Raw genomic sequence first — 20,664 nt, forward strand, 5'->3', positions numbered from 1 at the left:
CTCGTGTGGGATGCCGCTCCCGAGCCGGTTCCCGCCCGACCGGGTGCCTGCTACCGGCCCGACCCGGGCCGCCCGCCCCGCCCCCGTTCCGGTCGCCCTGTCCCGCCCCGCGCCCCGACCAGCGGCCCCGCGCCCCCAGCGGCCCGCCCCGGACCCGGTCACCGCCCTCTGCCACCGGACACTGATCCGCCGCCTCCTCCCCCCGGCGCCCTGAATCCGGCCGTCCGCTTTCGCCCCTGTTCTCACCTGATGGACGAAAGCGTGCGAGATCGTGCCCGGTGTCTTCCCCGGGCCCGTGCATTCCGTTGACTTCCGTGACTCACGCGCCCCGTACGACCCGCACGCGGCGTCCGACGCGCCGGGCCCCGGCGCCCCGGTGAGTCCCCGAAGGCATGCCTCATGACACGCGCCATCTCCCTGCACGACGTGAGCAAGACCTACACCAGCAAGACCGCCCGTGTGGTGGACCGGCTGTCGCTGGACATCGCGCCCGGCGAGTTCCTCGTCCTGCTCGGCCCCTCCGGCTGCGGCAAGTCCACCGTGCTGAGGATGATCGCCGGCCTGGAGGACATCACCGAGGGGCGGCTGCTGCTCGACGGCGAGTACGCCAACGACCTGCCGCCCGCCGGACGGGACATGGCGATGGTCTTCCAGAACTTCGCGCTCTATCCGAACATGACCAGTCGGGACAACATCGGCTTCCCGCTGCGCATCGAGTCGCCCGGCACCGACCACAGCCCCCGCATCGGCAGCACCGCCCGGATGCTGGGCATCGAGGACCTCCTCGACCGCTTCCCCGGCCAGCTCTCCGGCGGCGAGCGCCAGCGCGTCGCCATGGGCCGTGCCATCGCCCGCCACCCCACCGCCTTCCTGATGGACGAGCCGCTGTCCAACCTCGACGCCAAGCTCCGCAACCGCCTGCGCGCCGAGATCGCCCAGCTCACCAGGGAGCTGGGCGTCACCACCGTCTACGTCACCCACGACCAGTCGGAGGCCATGTCCCTGGGTGACCGGGTCGCCGTGCTGCGCGGCGGAGTGCTGCAGCAGGCCGACACCCCGCGCGCCGTCTACGCCCTGCCCCGCAACGTGTTCGTCGCCGCCTTCGTCGGCACCCCGCGCATCAACCTCCTGCGCGGCCTGGTCCGCGCCCCGCTCGGCGGCGCCATGACCGTCAGCCTGGGCGAGCAGTTCCTGCGGCTGCCCGAACCCCTCTCCCGCGACCACCAGTTGCTGCGCGTGCAGCAGGGGCGCGAGGTGATCGTGGGACTGCGCTCGGAGGCCGTGCGCATCGCGGACCCGGCCGCCGCCCGGCCCGGCGAGGTACCGCTGACGGGACTGGTGGAGCATGTCGAGTTCCAGGGACACGAGGTGCTCGTCCACTTCGACACCGGCTCCCGCCCGGCCGTCGTACCGGACCTGGAGGCGCCGCGCCCCACGGCCCGGCCGGACCGGCGCCGCCGCCGCGACGGCACCGTGCTGGAACGCCTGCGCGGGCGGGCCGGGGCGCTGCGCGCGGGAGCCGTGGGGGTGCTCGACCGCCCCGAGGAGGCCGGTGCCGCACCCGAACCCGCCCCTGCCGCAGAGCCCCGCCTCCCCGGTGACCTGGTCGTGCGCACCACCCCGGACATCCGGCTCCGCCACGGCATGCGGGTGCCGCTCCTCGTCGACCTGGCCCGCCTCTTCGTCTTCGACCAGCACGGCGAACGTGTCTGCCCGGCCCCGGAGCACCTCCCGGACCTGGAGGAGTGAACCGCCGGACCCGGGGCAGCGGACGGCCGGATCCGAGGGGCGTAGGGGCGGATCCGCAGGAGCGGACGGCCGGATCCGGAGGGCTCGGGCCGGCGGACGCCGGGCGTGGGGAACGGGCGGACACCGGGCGGGGCGCGAGCGCGTCCCTGGCGCCGCAAAACTATCGGCGCTAGTTTATGGGGTTGTCGAGGTCGTGACGCGCGACGGAGCGCGACGACGCCCCCGCCCCGGAGGAACACGATGAAGGCACACGACGGCATGTACATCGACGGCGCCTGGCGCCCCGCCCCGGACCGGGACGTCATCGAGGTGGTGAACCCCGCCGACGAACAGGTATTCGCCACCGTGCCCGCCGGCACCGCCGAGGACGTCGACGCCGCGGTGCGCGCCGCCCGCGCCGCCTTCCCCGGCTGGGCGGCGACACCGCCGGCCGGGCGGGCCGCGCGCCTGGCCGCCCTGCGGGACGTACTGGCGGCCCGCAAGGACGAGATCGCCGAGACCGTCACCGCCGAACTGGGCTCACCCCTGCCGTTCTCCCAGAGCGTGCACGCGGGCCTGCCGATCGCGGTCGCCGCGTCCTACGCCGGCCTCGCGGCGACGTACGCCTTCGAGGAGCGCGTCGGCAACTCCACCGTCCTGCACGAGCCGGCCGGCGTGGTCGGCGCCATCACACCCTGGAACTACCCGCTGCACCAGATCGTCGCCAAGGCGGCCCCCGCGCTCGCCGCCGGCTGCACCGTGGTGCTGAAGCCCGCCGAGGACACCCCGCTCACCGCCCAGCTCTTCGCCGAGGCCGTCGACGAGGCCGGGATCCCGGCCGGGGTCTTCAACCTGGTCACCGGCCTCGGCCCGGTGGCCGGGCAGGCGCTCGCCGAACACCCCGGCGTCGACCTGGTCTCCTTCACCGGCTCCACCGCGGTGGGCCGGCGGATCGGCGCGACGGCCGGCGCCGCCGTCAAGCGGGTCGCCCTGGAACTGGGCGGCAAGTCCGCCAACGTCATCCTGCCCGGCGCCGACCTGGCCAAGGCGGTGAACGTCGGCGTCGCCAACGTCATGTCCAACTCAGGCCAGACGTGCAGCGCCTGGACCCGCATGCTGGTCCACCGCGACCGCTACGACGAGGCGGTCGAACTGGCCGCCACGGCCGCCGCCAAGTACGGCGACCGCATCGGCCCCCTCGTCAACGCCGGGCAGCTCGCCCGGGTGCGCGGTTACATCGAGCAGGGCGTCGCCGAGGGCGCGCGCCTGGTCGCCGGCGGCCCCGGATCCCCGCGCGAGCGGGGCTACTACGTCAGCCCGACCGTCTTCGCCGACGTCACCCCGGACATGACCATCGCCCAGGAGGAGATCTTCGGGCCGGTCCTGTCGGTCCTGCGCTACGACGACGAGGACGACGCGCTGCGCATCGCCAACGGCACGGTCTACGGCCTCGCCGGCGCCGTCTGGGCGGGCGAGGAGGCCGAGGCGGTCGCCTTCGCACGCCGGATGGACACCGGCCAGGTCGACATCAACGGCGGCCGGTTCAACCCGCTGGCCCCCTTCGGCGGCTACAAGTCCTCCGGCGTCGGCCGCGAACTGGGCGCGCACGGACTCACCGAATACCTCCAGACCAAGTCCCTCCAGTTCTAAGGGAGTCACGCGTCATGGCCGTACGTGCCGCCGTCCTGCCCGCCATCGGCTCGCCGCTGGAGATCACCCGGATCGAACTGCCCGAACCCGGCCCCGGCCAGGTGCGCCTGCGGCTGGCCGCCGCAGGGGTCTGCCACTCCGACCTCTCTCTGACCGACGGCACCATGCGGGTCCCCGTCCCCGCCGTCCTCGGCCACGAGGGCGCGGGCACCGTGCTCGCCGTCGGCGACGGCGTCACCCACGTGGCACCGGGCGACGCCGTGGTTCTCAACTGGGCGCCCTCCTGCGGCACCTGCCACGCCTGCTCGCTCGGCGAGGTCTGGCTGTGCGCAGACGCGCTCACCGGCGCCGCCGGCGTCCACGCCCGCACCGCCGACGGCACCGCCCTGCACCCCGGCCTGAACGTCGCCGCGTTCGCCGAGGAGACGGTCGTCGCCGCCTCCTGCGTCCTGCCCCTGCCCGACGGCGTCCCGCTCACCGACGCCGCCCTGCTCGGCTGCGCCGTCCTCACCGGCTACGGCGCCGTCCACCACTCGGCCCGGGTGCGGGCCGGGGAGACGGTGGCCATCTTCGGCGCGGGCGGCGTCGGACTCGCCACCCTCCAGGCCGCCCGGATCGCGGGCGCCGCGCAGATCATTGCCGTCGACGTGAGCCCCGGGAAGGAGGAACTGGCGCGCCGCGCGGGTGCCACCGACTACGTCGTCGCCTCGGAGAACACGCCGCGCGAGATCCGCGCACTCACCGCCGGGCAGGGCGTCGACGTCTCCGTGGAGTGCGTGGGCCGCGCCGTCTCCATCCGCGCCGCCTGGGAGTCCACCCGCCGCGGCGGCCGGACCACCGTCGTCGGCATCGGCGGCAAGGACCAGCAGGTCACCTTCAACGCCCTGGAGATCTTCCACTGGGGCCGCACCCTGAGCGGCTGTGTCTACGGCAACTGCGACCCGGCCGAGGACCTGCCCGTGCTCGCCGGACACGTCCGCGCCGGGCGCCTGGACCTGGACGCGCTGGTGACCGAGCGGATCGCCCTGGACGGCATCCCGGCCGCCTTCGAGAACATGCGGGCCGGCAAGGGCGGCCGGGCGCTGGTGGTGTTCTGAGCCCGGCCGGGCGGCCGCGACCGCGACACCGCCATCCCGGCCGGACACGGCACGCCGCCTGCCGCCGCGGCCGGGGACTCAGCCCAGTGCGGCCCGTCCGATGCCGAGCAGCCCGGCCAGGGCGTGTTCACCGGCCGGGGTGACCTTCACCGCCCGCTCCGAGCCGATGCGCACGCACCAGCCGGTGTCCAGGGCGTGCCGGCACAGGGCGGCCCCGGCGACCCCGGCCAGGTGGGGGCGCCGTTCCGTCCAGTCGAGGCAGGCCCGCGCGAGCGGACGCCTGCCCCGGCGGTCCAGGGAGATGCCCGCCGCGCCGAACCAGTCCAGCCCCGCGTCCGTGAGCGCGAACCCGGTGTCCTGGCGCAGCAGTCCGCGCTCGGTCAGCGCGTCCGTGACGGCGATGCCGAGCCGCCCGGCGAGATGGTCGTAGCAGGTGCGGCCCCGGGCCATCGCGGAGCCGGCACCGGCCTCCCGCAGGGTGCGCGGCCGGCGCGCCGCCGCCGGCGCGACCTGCGCGGCCAGGTCCTCGACCAGTTGGGCCACCCGCGCGTCGGCGAGCCGGACATAGCGGTGACGGCCCTGCCGCTCCTCGGCGAGCAGACCGCCCGCGACGAGCTTGCCCAGGTGTTCGCTGAGCGTCGAGGCGGCCACGCCCGCGTGCCGGGCCAGCTCGCCGGCCGTCCACGCCCGCCCGTCGAGCAGCGCCAGCAGACAGGCGGCCCGGGTCTCGTCGGCGATCAGCCCGGCGAGCGCGGCCAGACCGGGCGCCTGGGGATCCTTCGAGGTCATGCGTCCCAGCATGCGGCACGGACGGTTCGGCACCCGCCGAACGGTGGGCGCGCGCCACGTTCCCGCCCGGTCCACGGCCCCGCCCCCCCCTCCGGGCCCTCCGTGTCCTGCCCGGTGCACGTCTCCCGCCCGGCGTTCGCGTGGCCCGTCCTGCGCGGCCCTCGCGCGGGCCCGCCCCCGCCCGGCCTTCGCGTCCTGCTCCTACTCTCCGGCCTTCGCGCCCGCCGCGTCCTGCGCGTACTGCTGCGCCAGCCCGTCCAGGAGCGCCGCGAGGCCCGTCTCGAAGGCCCGCTCGTCGATCTTCTCCTGCTGCTCGGCGAGCAGGTGGGCCTGGCCCAGGTGCGGGTAGTCGGCGGGGTCGTAGGCACCGGCGTCGTCCACGAAGCCGCCGGCGAAGGAGCCGAGCGCGGAGCCCATGACGAAGTACCGCATGAGCGCGCCGATGGAGGTGGCCTGCGCGGGCGGCCAGCCCGCGTCGACCATCGCGCCGTACACGGCGTCCGCCAGATGCAGCGCGGCCGGCCGGCGGCCGGGGCCGCGGGCCAGGACCGGGACGATGTTCGGGTGGGCCCGCAGCGCGGCCCGGTAGGAGACGGCCCAGTCGTGCAGCGCGGTCCGCCAGTCGCGGCCGTCCTCGAACATCGACAGGTCGACCTGGGCGCTCACCGAGTCCGCGACCGCCTCCAGGATCTCGTCCTTGGTGCGGAAGTGGTTGTAGAGGGAGGGACCGCTGACGCCCAGTTCGGCCGCGAGCCGGCGGGTGGAGACCGCGGCGAGGCCCTCCGTATCCACGAGGTCCCGCGCCGTCGCGACGATGCGGTCGGTGCTCAGGAGGGGCTTGCGCGGTCGGGCCATGGCGCACATAGTAGGGCTGCGGCGTAAAACTAGCAGTGGTAATTTAAATGTACGGCTTTCAAGATCCGTCATCTGTGGGGTGATCCGTCATGAACCTCGGCCTCAGCGAGGAGCAGACCGCGGTGCGGCAGCTCGCCCGGGACTTCGTCGAGCGGGAGATCACCCCCCATGCCGTGGCCTGGGACCGCGCCGAGGAAGTGGACCGGTCCATCGTGAAGAAGCTCGGCGAGGTCGGCTTCCTCGGGCTGACCGTCGACGAGGAGTACGGGGGCTGCGGCGGCGACCACCTCTCCTACTGCCTGGTGACCGAGGAACTGGGCCGCGGCGACTCCTCCGTGCGCGGGATCGTCTCCGTCTCGCTCGGCCTGGTCGCCAAGACCATCGCCGCCTGGGGCGACGAGGAGCAGAAGCGGCGCTGGCTGCCGGGCCTGACCTCCGGCGCGTACGTCGGCTGTTTCGGCCTGACGGAGCCGGGCACCGGCTCCGACGCGGGCAGCCTCACGACCCGGGCGGTGCGCGACGGCGACGGCTTCGTCGTCAACGGCAGCAAGATGTTCATCACCAACGGCACCTGGGCCGACGTCGTCCTGCTCTTCGCCCGCTCCACCGACGCCCCCGGCCACAAGGGCGTGACCGCCTTCCTGGTGCCCACCGACACCCCCGGCCTGACCCGCCGCACCATTCACGGCAAGCTAGGCCTGCGCGGCCAGGCCACCGCCGAACTGGTCCTCCAGGACGTGCGCGTGCCGGCCTCCGCGATGCTGGGCCCGGAGGGCAAAGGTTTCTCCGTCGCCATGTCGGCGCTGGCCAAGGGCCGGATGTCGGTGGCGGCCGGCTGCGTCGGCATAGCCCAGGCCGCCCTGGACGCGGCCGTCCGGCACGCCGGCGAGCGCGAGCAGTTCGGCAGGTCCATCGCACACCACCAGCTCGTCCAGGAGCTGATCAGCGACATCGCCGTCGACGTGGACGCCGCCCGCCTGCTGACCTGGCGGGTCGCGGACCTGGTCGACCGCGGGCAGCCGTTCGCCGTCGAGTCCTCCAAGGCCAAGCTCTTCGCCTCGGAGGCCGCCGTGCGCGCCGCCAACAACGCCCTCCAGGTCTTCGGCGGCTACGGCTACATCGACGAGTACCCGGTGGGCAAGCTGCTGCGCGACGCCCGCGTGATGACCCTCTACGAGGGCACGAGCCAGATCCAGAAGCTCGTCATCGGGCGGGCGCTGACGGGCGTCTCGGCCTTCTGAGGCCGGGTCGGGTCGGGTCGGGTCGGGCCGGGCCGGGGGCGGGCGGCAGGCGAGCCGGCCGGCCGGTCCGGTCGCCGGGGGCCGGTGGGACGCGGGAGTACGGTGGCGGGCCCTGGGGGGCCCGTGAGCCGGGGGCGCGGCGGTGGGCCGGACGAACGCCGGGCGGGCCGGGGCGAGCGGGGCGTTTCTGAGTACGTGGACTGAGTATCCCGGCGGATGTGGCGGGGGGCCCACCCCCCCATGCTGGAACCCATGAGGGACACACCCGGCAAGCAGCAGAGCACCCTCGGCATCGCCGTCCTCTACCTCGTCACCTCCGCCTTCACGCTCGCCAAGGTCATCCGCGACCGCCAGGAGGCCGGGCAGATCGTCAGCCGGGTCGACCAGGCCCGCCTGGAGAAGCTGCTCGCCGAGCACGATCCCTTCGAGAAGATCTGAACCCGCCTTCCGCAGCCGGCCCGCCCCCTCACTCGGACCGCGCGCCCCGCTCGGCCCGCACCCCGGGCGTGCCACCCCGCCGACCGGGGATGCTAAGCGCCCGCTCAGCTTCGGCGGTATGGTGGACCCCCGGACGCAGAGAGGGGTCGAACGAGCGATGAGTACGGCGGAGGAGACGGCCGGCCAGGACGCGCAGCCGTGGGCCGAGGTCACCCCTGACGCGGCCCGGCGGCTGCTCGTGGCGGCCGTGGAGGCCTTCGCCGAGCGCGGCTACCACGCGACGACGACCCGCGACATCGCCGGCCGCGCCGGTATGAGCCCCGCCGCGCTCTACATCCACTACAAGACCAAGGAAGAGCTGCTCCACCGCATCAGCCGGATCGGCCACGAGAAGGCGCTGGAGATCCTGCGCACCGCGGCCCGGCGCGAGGGCAGCGCGACCGAGCGGCTCGCCGACGCCGTCAGCTCCTTCGTCCGCTGGCACGCGCGCGGGCGCACCACCGCGCGCGTCGTCCAGTACGAACTCGACTCCCTCGGCCCGGACGCCCGCGCCGAGATCGTCGCGCTGCGCCGCCTGGTCGACGCCGAGGTGCGCGCGGTCATCGAGGAGGGCGTGGCCGCGGGCGAGTTCGACGTCCCGGACGTGCGCGGCACGACGCTGGCCGTGCTCTCCCTGTGCATCGACGTCGCCCGCTGGTTCAACGTGGAAGGCCCCCGCACCCCGGAGGAGGTCGGCGCGCTCTACGCCGACCTCGTCCTGCGCATGGTCGGGGCCCGGACGGACACCACGCGCGGGCAGGGTGCCGCTCAGAGGTAGTGCACGGGCGGCCAGGGCGTCGCTCAGAGGTAGTAGCGGGACACCGACTCCGCCACGCACACGGGCTTGTCGCCGCCCTCGCGCTCCACGGTGAAGGCGACGGTCACCTGAACCCCGCCGCTGACGTCGTCCACGCCCGTGATCGTGGCGGTGGACCGCAGCCGCGAGCCGACCGGGACGGGGGCGGGGAAGCGGACCTTGTTCGTGCCGTAGTTGACACCCATCTTCACGCCCTCCACGCGGATCAGCTGCGGCCCGAACAGCGGGAGCAGCGACAGCGTCAGGTAGCCGTGCGCGATCGTCGTGCCGAACGGGCCCGCGGCGGCCTTCCGCGGATCCACGTGGATCCACTGGTGGTCGCCGGTCGCCTCCGCGAACAGGTCGATCCGCTTCTGGTCGATCTCCAGCCAGTCGGTGTACCCCAGCTGCTCGCCCACCGCCGCCTTCAGCTCGTCGGCGGAGGTGAAGATCCTCGGCTCTGCCATGTGCCCGGCCTCTCGCATCGCGCGTACGTCCATGTCTAAGCAACTGCTTAGCATGCTCGGTGGCCGGGCCCCTGTCAACGCGGCCGGACCCGGCGGGGTCGGTAGGCTCTGGGGAGTGCCCCAGATTCCCGAGAAGATCCACGAGCTGACCGTGGGCCAGATGTCCGCCCGCAGCGGAGCGGCCGTCTCCGCCCTCCACTTCTACGAGGCCAAGGGCTTGATCAGCAGTCGGCGCACCACCGGCAACCAGCGCCGGTACAGCCGGGACGCGCTGCGGCGGGTCGCCTTCGTACGGGCCGCGCAGCGCGTCGGCATCCCGCTGGCCACGATCCGTGAGGCGCTCGCCGAACTCCCCGAGGAGCGCACCCCCACCCGCGAGGACTGGGCCCGTCTCTCCGCCGCCTGGCGTGCGGAACTGGACGAGCGCATCAAGCAGCTCAACCGGCTGCGCGACCACCTGACCGACTGCATCGGCTGCGGCTGCCTCTCCCTGGACACCTGCGTCCTGTCCAACCCGGACGACGTCTTCGGTGAACAGCGCGCCGGCTCGCGCCTGATGGTGGAGCGCGGCGGCGGCACCACGTCCGCCCGGAGCAACCGGGCCTGAGAGTTGCGAACAAAAGGGGAGTCCGGTCAGCTCGCGGCCTCCGGTGCGTGCGATCGCAAGGCGCCGGAAGGTCCTTGTGGCGGAGCTACCAGGGCCTTTCGGCAACGCCGCGAGCGTGCGTGCCGGACGCCGCGAGCTGACCGGACTCCCCTTTTGTTCGCAGCTCTGAGACCACCGCCGTCCCCGCCCGAGCGGCGGGTGCGATGGGCGAAGACGGGCGCCGGCCGCCCTCCCCGCCCTTCCCGCACCGCCCGGCGGGCCCGGCGAGAAGGACCGCCGGAGCCTGCGGCTGTTGGCTCGGGCTCCGGCTCCGGTCGCCGTGTCCGTGCAGGCGCAGGCCTTCCGCGACCAGCTCGGCGTTCGAGCAGGCCCGTCGTCCGTCCGGCAGGACCAGTGTGTCCGCCGGGCCGGTCCGGCCCGCCAGGCCCAGCCGGCCGGCCAGGCGCAGGACCGGCCAGGCACCGCCCTCCCCGCCGTGCAGCAGGACCGGGCGGCCGTGCGCCGTGCCGACGGCCCCCGGCAGGGCGCGGGCGCAGGCCGCGGCGGTCGCGGCGGACGGGTCCGCCACCTCCGCCAGGACGCGCCGCACCCGGGGGCCGGGCGGCGAGACGGCGAACCGGTCCGGGCCGTCCGTGCCCGACCGCAGACCGGCCTCCACGCCGACGGCCAGGGGGAGCAGGGCGGCGGCCGGTTCCTCCGCGTCCGGTGCGTGCCGGTCGACGCGGGCGAGGCCGGGCAGCACCGCCCGCTCCCGCACGCGCGCCGCGCGGGCCGGCGCGGCGGGCTCCGGCCGGGCCCGGTGGCCACTCCGACCGGCACGGACACCCGGGCCGGACCGCCTCGACCGCGCGCGCCATCACGCGCGGCGACAGGCTCTCCCGCCCGCACGGCGTCCGCGGCCGGACGGCCACCTCGGTGGCGCCGGCCGCGACGGCCCGCGCCGCGGACTCGGCCGGCGCCCGCGGGGTGAGCGGCACCACCGCGCCGTCCGCGGCCGTACGGGCTCCGTTGAGACATGCCTGCACGGCCGGACAGTGCCCCGCCCGGCACCGGGACACTCCTCGGCCGCGGACGGGCGCGCGCCCTCAGCCCCGCAGCGGCCGCCCGCCCCCGGTCCCGAGGGTGAGGCATCCCTGGTGCGGCCCGGTACGCCCCGCCACGCCTCGGCCCGACCCGGCACGCGCCCGGTGCACCACGCCCCTGCTCAGACCGAGTGCTCAGACCGAGTGCTCGGGCCGCCCGCTCGGGTCGTGCGTACGAGCCGTCCGCTCAGGCCGACACCAGCAGCCGCTGCCCGCGCCGGGCGGACGCCAGTGCCTCGGGGGTGAGGACGGGGCGCGGGACCAGGATGCCGCAGTCCGCGCAGACCGGTCCGGCGGACGGCTCGTGGTCCAGGCCGTAGCGCCACACCAGCCGCTCGCCGCCGCACACCGGGCACTCCGCGCCGGGTGCGCGCTCCAGCGCGGCGATCAGCCGGCGCAGTACCTCGGCCAGGGGCCGGCGCGGGTGGACCCGCGGGTCGTCGCACCACGCGACCCCGAAGCCGCCCCAGGTGAGCCGGTGCCAGTCGTCCACGCTGCCCGGGCGGCGCAGCCCGTCGTGCTTCTCCTTCCTGCGGCGCCCGGCGAACTCCGACTCGTAGTCGAGCCACACCGAGCGCGCCTCCTCCAGCTCCTCCAGCGCGGCCACGAGCCGCACCGGGTCGGGAGACCTGTCCTCGGGGCCGAACCCGGCCCGGGAACACAGGTGGTCCCAGGTCGCCCGGTGCCCGTAAGGAGCGAACCGCTCAAGGCACTTGCGCAGTGAGTAGCGCCGCAGCGCCAGATCGCACCGCGGATCCCTCACCTGTCTCGCCAGACTCCGGAAACCGGCCATCGCCCTGCACCTCCGTCACACCTGCACCTGTAGCTGTACGTGGGGAACTTCGGCGTCGTCCCGCACGAGCGCACTGCCGACGTCGTCAGATAGACGTGCCGGCCCGCGATTCGGCTCCATCCGGTTTCCGGTGTCCGTCATGGATTCGCCCCGCTCGACCGTCATGTCCCTCCCGCAGACTCCAAAAAGTGACGCGTGCTCATCTTCCAACTCGGGGATACCGCCGGTAACGTCCCGCTCCACCCCCGTCGGGAGGAGCAGTCATGCCACGGCGCACCCCACACAGCGCGCTCGACAGAGTGAGAACTCCCCACAGATTCCCCGGGTTCCTGAAGACGGCATCCGTATGCGTCCTCGTTGCCGGTCTTTTGTCACCCTTTTCCCAAGCGGTCGCGGCGGACGCGGCGCCGAAGGCCGCGGCGGCCGACGACGACCACTGCGGCGGCCGGTGCTCGGACATCCTGCCGCCGGGCGAGAACGGCAACGCCACCCTCGCCCAGATCCTCCTCAACCAGGGCTTCGGCACCCAGCCCGCCCACGCCGAGGACCAGCTCGGCCCCTACGCGAACCTGGCCAAGGGCTACCCGGCCCTGACCGACGACACGATCAACACCTTCTTCAACGACGCCTCGTTCGGCGTCCGGTCCGACCAGGTCGCCTCCACCGAGAAGCCCGCGGGCCGCGGCGACGTCACGATCGTGCGGGACAAGAAGACCGGCGTGCCGCACATCACGGGCACCACGCGCTACGGCACCGAGTTCGGCGCCGGGTACGCCGCCGCCGAGGACCGGCTGTGGCTCATGGACGTCTTCCGGCACGTCGGCCGCGGCCAGTTGACCTCCTTCGCGGGCGGCGCGCCCGCCAACCAGGGCCTGGAGCAGCAGTTCTACCGCAACGCGCCCTACACCGAGGCCGACCTCCAGGCCCAGATCGACAGCGCCGTGGCGAAGAACGGCGCGCGCGGACAGCAGGCCCTCGCGGACGTGAACGCCTACCTCGCGGGCATCAACGCCTACATCGACGCCGCCGACCCCGGACGCTACTTCCCCGGCGAGTACGTCCTGACCGGGCACAAGGACGCCATCACCAACGCCGGCACCATCGACCACTTCAAGGTCACCGACCTGGTCGCGCTGGCCTCGGTGGTCGGCTCGCTGTTCGGCGCCGGCGGGGGCGGCGAGGTGAACAACGCCCTTTCCCTGATGGCCGCCCAGGCCAAGTACGGCGTCGAGGAGGGCACCCGCGTGTGGGAGTCCTTCCGCGAGCGCAACGACCCCGAGGCCGTCCTCACCCTCCACGACGGCCAGAGCTTCCCGTACGCCACCAGGCCCGGCTCCCCGAAGGGCGAGGCCCTGCCCGACGCGGGCTCGGTCACCGAGGAACCCCTCCTGTACGACCGCACCGGCAGCGCCACCGCCCGCTCGGCGGGCACCGCGGCCGCCACCGCCGCGAAGGCCGCCCTCTCCTCGGCCCGGCGGGGCATGTCCAACGCCCTCGTCGTCGGCGGCCGGCACACCGCCAGCGGCCACCCCGTGGCCGTCTTCGGCCCGCAGACCGGCTACTTCGCGCCCCAGCTGCTGCTGCTCCAGGAGATCCAGGGCCCCGGCATCAGCGCCCGCGGCGCCTCCTTCGCGGGCCTGAGCATGTACGTCGAACTCGGGCGCGGCCAGGACTACTCGTGGAGCGCCACGACCTCCGGCCAGGACATCATCGACACCTACGCCGTCGAGCTGTGCCAGGACGACCACCACTACCTCTACCACGGCACCTGCACGGCCATGGACCAGGTCCAGCAGGCCAACGCCTGGAAGCCGACCGTGGCCGACGGCACCAAGGCCGGCTCCTACACGATGCGGGTGTGGCGCACCAAGTACGGCCCGGTCCAGTACCGCGCCACCGTCGGCGGCAAGAAGGTCGCCTACACCACCCTGCGCTCCTCCTACCTGCACGAGGCCGACTCGATCATCGGCTTCCAGATGCTCAACGACCCCGGCTTCGTCCAGGGCCCGCAGGACTTCCAGAAGGCCGCGCAGCACATCAACTTCACCTTCAACTGGTTCTACGCCGACTCCGCGCACACCGCCTACTACAACAGCGGTGACAACCCGGTGCGGGCCGACGGCGTCGACGCCGAGTTCCCGGTCTGGGCGCGGCAGCCGTACGAGTGGCGCGGCTGGGACCCGGCGGCCAACACCGCCGACTACACCGCGCCCGCCGCGCACCCCAACTCGGTCGACCAGGACTACTACATCTCCTGGAACAACAAGCAGGCCGAGGACTACGCGGCGGCGCCCTGGGGCGAGGGCTCGGTGCACCGCGGCAACCTGCTGGAGGACCGGGTGAAGAAGCTCGTCGCCTCCGGCGGGGTGACCAGGGCCTCGCTCACCCGGGCGATGGCGGACGCGGCCGTCGCCGACCTGCGCGCCGAGGACGTGCTGCCGAAGCTGCTCAAGGTGCTCGACAGCTCACCGGTCACCGACCCCGCGACAGCGGCGGCCGTGGACAAGCTGCGAGCTTGGGTGGCCGCGGGCGCCCACCGCACCGAGACCTCGGCCGGTTCCAAGAAGTACGCCGACGCCGACGCGATCCGCATCCTGGACGCCTGGTGGCCGCTGCTGGTCAAGGCCGAGTTCGAACCGGGCCTCGGCAGCGACCTGTTCACCGCCTTCGGCGCGAACCTGCCCGTCGACGAGTCCCCGTCGGCCGGACACGGCCCGACCGGCTCGCACGCCGGCAGCGCCTTCCAGTACGGCTGGTGGAGCTATGTCGACAAGGACATCCGGGCGGTGCTCGGTGAGCAGGTGCGGGGGCCGCTGGCGGGCAAGTACTGCGGCGCCGGCAGCCTCACCGCCTGCCACGACACCCTGGCCGCCACGCTCAAGCAGGCCGCGGGCCTGACCGCGGCCCAGGTCTACCCCGGCGACGACCAGTGCTCGGCGGGCGACCAGTGGTGCGCCGACTCGATCGTCCAGCGCCCGCTGGGCGGCATCAAGCACGGCAGCATCAGCTGGCAGAACCGGCCCACCTTCCAGCAGGTGGTGGAGTACACCTCCCACCGGTGACGTCCGGGTGCCGGCGGCGGGTCACACGATGCGGCCCGCCGCCAGCACCAGCCGCGCCAGCTCGGGGTGCACGATGTCGCTGTGCGCGCCGGCGGGCGGCCCGCCGCGCCGGACCACCCCGGCCGCGTCCACGTTCACGCACCCGGACGCCGGCAGCGGCCCCCTCAGCGCCTCGGCCAGGGTGCACGCGCGCGTGCCCGGCACGGCCTGCACCCCGTCGTGCCCCATCGCACCCCAGCGGGCGCCGAGCAGTGCGCCGATGTCCACGCCCAGCACCGACCTGTCGTCGTCGGCCATCCGCGAGGCCAGCGGATAGAACGTGCCGAGCGCCGTGTCGAAGCGCGAGGTGCAGCACACCAGGGGGCCGTCCACCCGGTGCTCCTGCCCTTGCAGGACACCTCCCGCGCGCGGGTCGCCGGGCAGCCGGGCGGCGAACGCGTAGTGCGAGAAGGCCCCCTGGAGCAGGGTCACGGACTTCACCGTCCGCACCCCCGCGGGCAGCCCGCGCAGCGCGAACGACACCAGCCGCCCGCCGAAGCTGTGCCCGACCAGATGGACCCGCAGACCGGGTGCCGCCTCGGCGAGGCGGCCCACCGCCGGCCCCAGCCCGCGCTCGCCGACGGTGCCCGCGCGACGCTTCATCGTGTAGTACGTCGCCTGCCGCAGCAGTTCCTTGGCGCCCTCCCACGGGTTCGGCAGCGAGAACGACTCCTGCCCCGCCCGCCCCGCCCGGGCTGCTGCCTGCGCGAACTCGGCGCAGACGTCCGCCGCGGGGCGCGTGAGGATGCCGGGCTCGCGCTCCGGTACGCCCTCCGTCACCGTGTCCGCCGTGAAGTGCCCCTGCGGCCCCGGCGGCACCACCTCCACCAGCAGCCGCACCAGCCGCCCGAACTCCTCCAGGGCGGCCGCCTCGCGCGGCTGCTGGTCCAGCAGCCGCGTGAGCCGGTCCACCACGGTGGCCCGCCCCGGAAAGGTCTCCACGAGGGCGTGCCGGGTGTCCTTGTCGAGCGCGGGACCGGACACCGGACCGGCCGCGGTGGAGCGCGGGAAGTCGGGGATGGGCTCGTCGCAGAACCGCATCGACGGCCAGATCACACCCACGTACCCGATCCGCGCGGCCGGCGCGAGCCCCGGGACCGGCGCGAAGAACTGCTGGTACAGACGCGTGGCGCCGGAACGGTCGTCGTTCCAGCCGTGCGCGAAGACGATCAGGTCGCGCACGCCGCCGGCGCGGGCCCCGGCGAGCAGCCGGTCCCGTTCCGGGACGTCCACGTCCCCGTCGGCGTCGAAGGTCAGCTCCCAGTACGGAGCGACACCCGTGCCCGTGTCCGTCATGGCCGGACCCCCTCGTCCCCCGAAGCGGTGCGATGTGTGGTGCATCGTCCTGCGACCGGGGGACGTTGGCCATACGTCAGGACACTCCCGTAAGGAGTAATTCCGGACGTCCTGCCGTGACGGCGCGGGCGTGCCTCACCGGTACCGGGGGCGGGCGTGCCTCACCGGTACAGGAGGTAGTGCCGGCGGGTCCTGCGGAACGCGGCCAGCTCCTCGCGCCAGCCGCCCGCCACCTCGTCGGTGTCCGCGCCCGCGTCGATCATGGTGCGCACCCGAGTGGAACCGGTGAGCTTGTCGATCCAGTCGTCCGGGCGCCAGGCGAAGCCGCTCCAGACCCGCTTGGCGGTCACCAGCAGTGCGATCCCGGTCCGTACCGGGTCGTAGGTGGCCCGGTCGTGGACGTGGATCTGCACCCCGCCGGCCGTCCTGCCCTGGAACTTGGAGAAGGTGGGCGCGAAGTACGCCTCCCGGAAGCGCACCCCCGGCAGCCCGAGGGCGTTCGCCGCGTCCGCCCAGCGCCCGTCGATGCCCTCCGCGCCCAGGAGTTCGAAGGGGCGGGTGGTGCCACGGCCCTCGGAGAGGTTCGTGCCCTCGAACATGCAGGTGCCGGAGTAGACGAGGGCCGTGTCGGGGGTCGGCATGTTCGGGCTCGGCGGCACCCACGGCAGCCCGGAGGCGTCGTAGAAGTCCGACCGCTGCCAGCCGGTCATCAGGACGGTCTCCAGCCGCACCGGCCGGCTCAGGAACTCCCCGTTGAACAGCCGTGCCAGCTCCGCGACCGTCATGCCGTGCGCCTGAGCGACCGGCCGCCGCCCGACGAAGGTCGCGAACTCCTCGTGCAGCACCGGGCCCAGCGCCTCCCGGCCGGTCACCGGGTTGGGACGGTCGAGCACCACGAACCGCTTCCCGGCGAGCGCGGCGGCCTCCATGCAGTCGTACAGGGTCCAGATGTACGTGTAGAAGCGGGCCCCGGCGTCCTGGATGTCGAAGACGACGGTGTCCACGCCGGAGGCGGTGAAGACGTCGGCGAGGGGCTGCCCGCTCTTGAGGTACGTGTCGTACACCGGCAGTCCGGTGGCCGGGTCGTCGTAGCGGCCCTCGGAACCGCCCGCCTGCGCGGTGCCGCGGAAGCCGTGCTCCGGGCCGAAGACGGCGACCAGGTCCACCCGGCGGTCGGCGTGCATCACGTCCACGATGTGCCGCACGTCGCAGGTGACGCCGGTCGGGTTGGTGACGATGCCGACCCGCTGTCCGTCCAGCACCGCGTAGCCGTCGGCCGCCAGCCGCTCGAACCCGGTCCGCAGCGGCCGGCCGCGCCCCTGCGGGGCCGCCTCGGCCTGTGCGGCCGGCCCGGCCGACGCCGCGACCGCGGCCGTGCCGGCGAGCAGACTCCGTCTGGACAGCTTCATGCGGCGACCTCCGTGATCAGGGCGGGTGTCATGGTCACGCACGCTAGCGCGCACCCCGGGCCGCTGGGAACGAACCTGCGGGAGTGCCCGAGGTCTACACCACTGGAGCCGCCCCCGCCCGGTGCCGTGCCACCTCTTCCCGCAGCACATACCGACCGGTTAGTGTGGCGCGGCAGAGCAGGAGCGTGCCGCGTCGAAGGAGACCGATGGTGCAAGCCGTTCAGGGTGCGGGAGTGGTCGTCACCGGAGCCGGGAGCGGCATCGGGGCCGCGCTGGCCCGCCGGTTCGCCGCCGAGGGGGCCAGGGTCGTCGTCAACGACCTCGACGCCGCCCGGGCCGCCGCCGTCGCCGAGGAGACCGGTGGCATCGCCCTGCCGGGAGACGCCTCGGCGATCGTGGCCGACGCCCGTGACGCGCTCGGCGGCACCGTCGACGTCTACTGCGCCAACGCGGGGGTCGGATCACCCGGCTCGGAGGCGGCCGGCGAGGAGGCCTGGGCACGCGCCTGGGACGTCAACGTCATGGCCCACGTCCGTGCCGCCGAGGCACTGCTCCCGGCCTGGCTCGAACGCGGCCGGGGCCGGTTCGTCTCCACCGTCTCCGCCGCCGGACTGCTCACCATGATCGGTGCCGCCCCCTACAGCGTCACCAAGCACGGCGCGTACGCCTTCGCCGAGTGGCTGTCGCTCACCTACGGCCACCGCGGGATCAAGGTGCACGCCATCTGCCCGCAGGGCGTGCGCACCGACATGCTGGCCGCCACCGGCAGCGCGGGCGACCTGATGCTCAAGCCCACCGCCATCGAACCGCGGGACGTCGCCGACGCCCTGTTCAAGGGCATCGCCGAGGACCGCTTCCTGATCCTGCCGCACCCCGAGGTCGCCGGTTTCTACCGCAACCGCGCGGACGACCCCGACCGGTGGGTGGCCCACATGAACCGCATCCAGCGCACCTGGGAGGAGAACCGGTGACCGCCACCCCCGCCTCCCGGTACGCGGCCAAGCCCTGGCTGCGCCTGCTCGACGAGGCCCAGCGCGCCCCCGTCGACCCCGCCGGCTCCCTGGTGCACGCCCTGCGCCGGTCGGCCGCCGAGGCCCCCGACCGCACCTTCCTCGCCTACTTCGACGCCCGCCTCACCTACCGCGAGACCGACGCGCTGAGCGACTCGGTGGCCGGGCACCTCGCCACGCGCGGCCTGCGCCCCGGCGACCGGGTGGCCGTCGTCCTGCAGAACTCCCCGCACTTCGTGCTCGCCGTCCTCGGCGCCTGGAAGGCGGGCGCGACCGTCGTCCCGGTCAACCCCATGTACAAGTCCGCCGAGCTGGCCCACGTCCTGGCGGACGGCGAGGTGACCGCCCTCGTCTGCTCCGACCGGGCCTGGGAGTCCTACCTGCGCGCCACGGCCGCCGGCTCGCCCGTGCGGATCGTGCTCACCGCGTGCGAACGGGACCTCCAGACCCGCGACGACCCCCGCGTGCTCGGCTTCGAACGGCTGCCGCGGGCCGCGGACGCCGACGACCTGACGGACGTCGCCCGCGCCGGCCACCCGGCCCCCGCCGTGCCCGCCCCGGCACCCGCCGACACCGCGCTGATCAGCTACACCTCCGGCACCAGCGGCACCCCCAAGGGCGCCACCAACACGCACGGCAACATCATGTACAACGCCGAGCGGCAGCGCACCGGCCTGGGCCTGCCCGAGGGGCCCGTCTACTTCGCGCTGGCGCCGCTGTTCCACATCACCGGCATGGTCTGCCAGTTCGGCGCCTGCCTGAACAGCGCGGGCACCCTGGTGCTGGCGTACCGCTTCGAACCCTCCGTCGTCCTGGAGGCGTTCGCCGAGCACCGCCCGCACTACACCGTCGGCCCGTCCACCGCCTTCATGGCGCTGGCCGCCCACCCGGGCGTCACCCCGGACCACTTCTCCTCCTTCCACGTCATCTCCTCGGGCGGCGCGCCCCTGCCGCCCGCACTGGTGGAGAAGTTCCGCTCCCGCTTCGGCCCCTACATCCGCAACGGCTACGGACTCACCGAGTGCACCGCGCCCTGCGCCTCGGTGCCCCCGGGCCGCGAGGCCCCCGTCGACCCGGTCTCCGGGACGCTCGCGGTGGGCGTGCCCGGCCCCGACACCGTCGTACGGATCCTCGACGACAGCGGCGCGGAGGTGCCCTTCGGCGAGCAGGGCGAGATCGTCGTACAGGGCCCGCAGGTCGTGCCCGGGTACTGGCGCCGCCCCGACGCCACCGCCGAGACCTTCCCCGAGGGGGAGCTGCGTACCGGCGACATCGGGTTCATGGACGAACAGGGCTGGCTGTACGTCGTCGACCGCAAGAAGGACATGATCAACGCCTCCGGCTTCAAGGTGTGGCCGCGCGAGGTCGAGGACGTCCTCTACACCCATCCGGCGGTGCGCGAGGCGGCCGTCGTCGGGGTCCCCGACGGCTACCGCGGGGAGACCGTGAAGGCCTACATCAGCCTGCGCCCCGGCGCCGAGGCGGACCCGGACGCGCTCGCCGCGTACTGCAAGGAGAGACTGGCCGCCTACAAGTACCCGCGGCAGGTGGAGATCCTGCCGGAGCTGCCGAAGACGGCGAGTGGGAAGATCCTCCGGCGGGAACTGCGTTCCCGCGACGACACCCGGTAGAACCAGGAAAGGCAGGTGGCGGCAGTGCCCAGGACGACGGAATCGGCCGGGACCCCCGTGCCCCAGCGGCTGCTCGCCGCCGCCACCCGGCTCTTCGCCGACCAGGGCTACGACCGCACCTCGGTGCAGGAGATCGTCGAGGCGGCCGGGGTCACCAAGGGCGCGCTGTACCACTACTTCGGTTCCAAGGACGACCTCCTGCACGAGGTGTACGCGCGCATGCTGCGCCTCCAGCAGGAGCGGCTGGAGGCCTTCGCCGACGCCGACGAACCCGTCGAGAAGCGGGTGCGGGACGCCGCCGCCGACGTGGTCGTCACCACGATCGACAACCTCGACGACGCGATGATCTTCTTCCGGTCCATGCACCACCTCAGCCCGGAGAAGAACAAGCAGGTGCGCGCCGAGCGCCGGCGCTATCACGAACGCTTCCGCGCGCTCATCGAAGAGGGCCAGGACAAGGGCGTCTTCACCAGGGCCACCCCCGCCGACCTGGTCGTCGACTACCACTTCGGCTCCGTCCACCACCTGTCCACCTGGTACCGCCCCGACGGCCCCCTCACCCCGCAGCAGGTCGCCGACCACCTGGCCGACCTGTTGCTGAGGGCGCTGCGCCCGTGAGTGCGCCGGGTTGCGCG

The 20,664-nt window shown here is 73.9% G+C and carries 17 protein-coding genes and 1 pseudogene; 11 read left to right on the forward strand and 7 right to left on the reverse strand.

Annotation, left to right across the window (positions count from 1 at the left end; translation table 11 throughout):
* Window positions 1-399 precede the first annotated feature (399 nt).
* The 3 genes from IG64_RS23430 (at window position 400) to IG64_RS23440 (ending at window position 4,475) form a co-directional block, all read left to right on the forward strand.
* A complete protein-coding gene (locus IG64_RS23430) occupies window positions 400-1,749 on the forward strand; it encodes an ABC transporter ATP-binding protein (RefSeq protein WP_037859476.1) in 1,350 nt (449 codons plus the stop codon).
* Between the two features lie 240 nt (window positions 1,750-1,989).
* Complete coding sequence (locus tag IG64_RS23435; protein ID WP_037859478.1) at window positions 1,990-3,378, forward strand: aldehyde dehydrogenase family protein; 1,389 nt, start codon at window positions 1,990-1,992, stop codon at window positions 3,376-3,378.
* Between the two features lie 14 nt (window positions 3,379-3,392).
* Window positions 3,393-4,475: a Zn-dependent alcohol dehydrogenase gene (locus tag IG64_RS23440; protein ID WP_037859480.1), complete on the forward strand. Its 1,083-nt coding sequence runs from the start codon at window positions 3,393-3,395 to the stop codon at window positions 4,473-4,475.
* Window positions 4,476-4,553: 78 nt separating this feature from the next.
* Here the strand turns inward: IG64_RS23440 and IG64_RS23445 are convergent, their stop codons facing one another.
* Window positions 4,554-5,264, reverse strand: coding sequence for an ArsR/SmtB family transcription factor (locus IG64_RS23445; RefSeq protein WP_107474338.1), 711 nt, complete (start codon window positions 5,262-5,264; stop codon window positions 4,554-4,556).
* A gap of 201 nt (window positions 5,265-5,465) precedes the next feature.
* A complete protein-coding gene (locus IG64_RS23450; RefSeq protein ID WP_037859484.1) occupies window positions 5,466-6,119 on the reverse strand; it encodes a TetR/AcrR family transcriptional regulator in 654 nt (217 codons plus the stop codon).
* A gap of 89 nt (window positions 6,120-6,208) precedes the next feature.
* Between IG64_RS23450 and IG64_RS23455 the strand changes: the two genes are divergently transcribed.
* From IG64_RS23455 to IG64_RS23465, 3 genes are all read left to right on the forward strand, one after another.
* A complete protein-coding gene (locus IG64_RS23455) occupies window positions 6,209-7,360 on the forward strand; it encodes an acyl-CoA dehydrogenase family protein (RefSeq protein WP_037859485.1) in 1,152 nt (383 codons plus the stop codon).
* A gap of 252 nt (window positions 7,361-7,612) precedes the next feature.
* Window positions 7,613-7,798: a hypothetical protein gene (locus tag IG64_RS23460; protein ID WP_078884188.1), complete on the forward strand. Its 186-nt coding sequence runs from the start codon at window positions 7,613-7,615 to the stop codon at window positions 7,796-7,798.
* A gap of 157 nt (window positions 7,799-7,955) precedes the next feature.
* Window positions 7,956-8,615 carry a TetR/AcrR family transcriptional regulator gene (locus tag IG64_RS23465; protein ID WP_037859492.1) on the forward strand — a complete coding sequence of 220 codons (660 nt, stop codon included), beginning with the start codon at window positions 7,956-7,958 and terminating at the stop codon, window positions 8,613-8,615.
* Window positions 8,616-8,638: 23 nt separating this feature from the next.
* On the opposite strand, the gene IG64_RS23470 is transcribed toward IG64_RS23465, so the two are convergent.
* Entirely contained in the window at window positions 8,639-9,100 is a 462-nt protein-coding gene (locus IG64_RS23470) for a MaoC family dehydratase (RefSeq protein ID WP_037859494.1), read from the reverse strand.
* 115 nt (window positions 9,101-9,215) lie between these two features.
* Between IG64_RS23470 and soxR the strand changes: the two genes are divergently transcribed.
* Window positions 9,216-9,707, forward strand: coding sequence for a redox-sensitive transcriptional activator SoxR (gene soxR, locus IG64_RS23475; RefSeq protein ID WP_037859497.1), 492 nt, complete (start codon window positions 9,216-9,218; stop codon window positions 9,705-9,707).
* Between the two features lie 322 nt (window positions 9,708-10,029).
* Here soxR and IG64_RS39210 read toward each other — a convergent pair.
* Both IG64_RS39210 and IG64_RS23485 read right to left on the reverse strand, forming a co-directional pair.
* Window positions 10,030-10,732: pseudogene (locus IG64_RS39210) on the reverse strand (3-keto-5-aminohexanoate cleavage protein); the annotation flags it as partial.
* 244 nt (window positions 10,733-10,976) lie between these two features.
* Entirely contained in the window at window positions 10,977-11,582 is a 606-nt protein-coding gene (locus IG64_RS23485) for a hypothetical protein (RefSeq protein ID WP_037859499.1), read from the reverse strand.
* A 263-nt stretch (window positions 11,583-11,845) separates the two neighbouring features.
* On the opposite strand from IG64_RS23485, the gene IG64_RS23495 reads away from it, so the two are divergent.
* Window positions 11,846-14,644: a penicillin acylase family protein gene (locus IG64_RS23495; protein ID WP_078884183.1), complete on the forward strand. Its 2,799-nt coding sequence runs from the start codon at window positions 11,846-11,848 to the stop codon at window positions 14,642-14,644.
* 21 nt (window positions 14,645-14,665) lie between these two features.
* Here the strand turns inward: IG64_RS23495 and IG64_RS23500 are convergent, their stop codons facing one another.
* Both IG64_RS23500 and IG64_RS23505 read right to left on the reverse strand, forming a co-directional pair.
* Complete coding sequence (locus IG64_RS23500) at window positions 14,666-15,979, reverse strand: serine/threonine protein kinase (protein ID WP_037859506.1); 1,314 nt, start codon at window positions 15,977-15,979, stop codon at window positions 14,666-14,668.
* A gap of 161 nt (window positions 15,980-16,140) precedes the next feature.
* Window positions 16,141-17,388: an exo-beta-N-acetylmuramidase NamZ domain-containing protein gene (locus tag IG64_RS23505; RefSeq protein WP_199811644.1), complete on the reverse strand. Its 1,248-nt coding sequence runs from the start codon at window positions 17,386-17,388 to the stop codon at window positions 16,141-16,143.
* 206 nt (window positions 17,389-17,594) lie between these two features.
* Between IG64_RS23505 and IG64_RS23510 the strand changes: the two genes are divergently transcribed.
* The 3 genes from IG64_RS23510 to IG64_RS23520 are packed head-to-tail and all read left to right on the forward strand — an operon-like array spanning window position 17,595 to window position 20,647.
* On the forward strand, window positions 17,595-18,359 hold the full coding sequence (locus IG64_RS23510) for an SDR family oxidoreductase (RefSeq protein WP_037859511.1): 765 nt from the start codon (window positions 17,595-17,597) through the stop codon (window positions 18,357-18,359).
* Entirely contained in the window at window positions 18,356-20,029 is a 1,674-nt protein-coding gene (locus IG64_RS23515) for a class I adenylate-forming enzyme family protein (protein WP_037859514.1), read from the forward strand. The genes IG64_RS23510 and IG64_RS23515 overlap by 4 nt, the downstream gene beginning before the upstream one ends.
* 24 nt (window positions 20,030-20,053) lie before the next feature.
* Window positions 20,054-20,647: a TetR/AcrR family transcriptional regulator gene (locus tag IG64_RS23520; RefSeq protein WP_037859671.1), complete on the forward strand. Its 594-nt coding sequence runs from the start codon at window positions 20,054-20,056 to the stop codon at window positions 20,645-20,647.
* The last annotated feature ends 17 nt before the right edge of the window (window positions 20,648-20,664 follow it).

It is taken from the genome of Streptomyces sp. NRRL S-340, from assembly GCF_000720185.1.
Classification (GTDB): domain Bacteria; phylum Actinomycetota; class Actinomycetes; order Streptomycetales; family Streptomycetaceae; genus Streptomyces.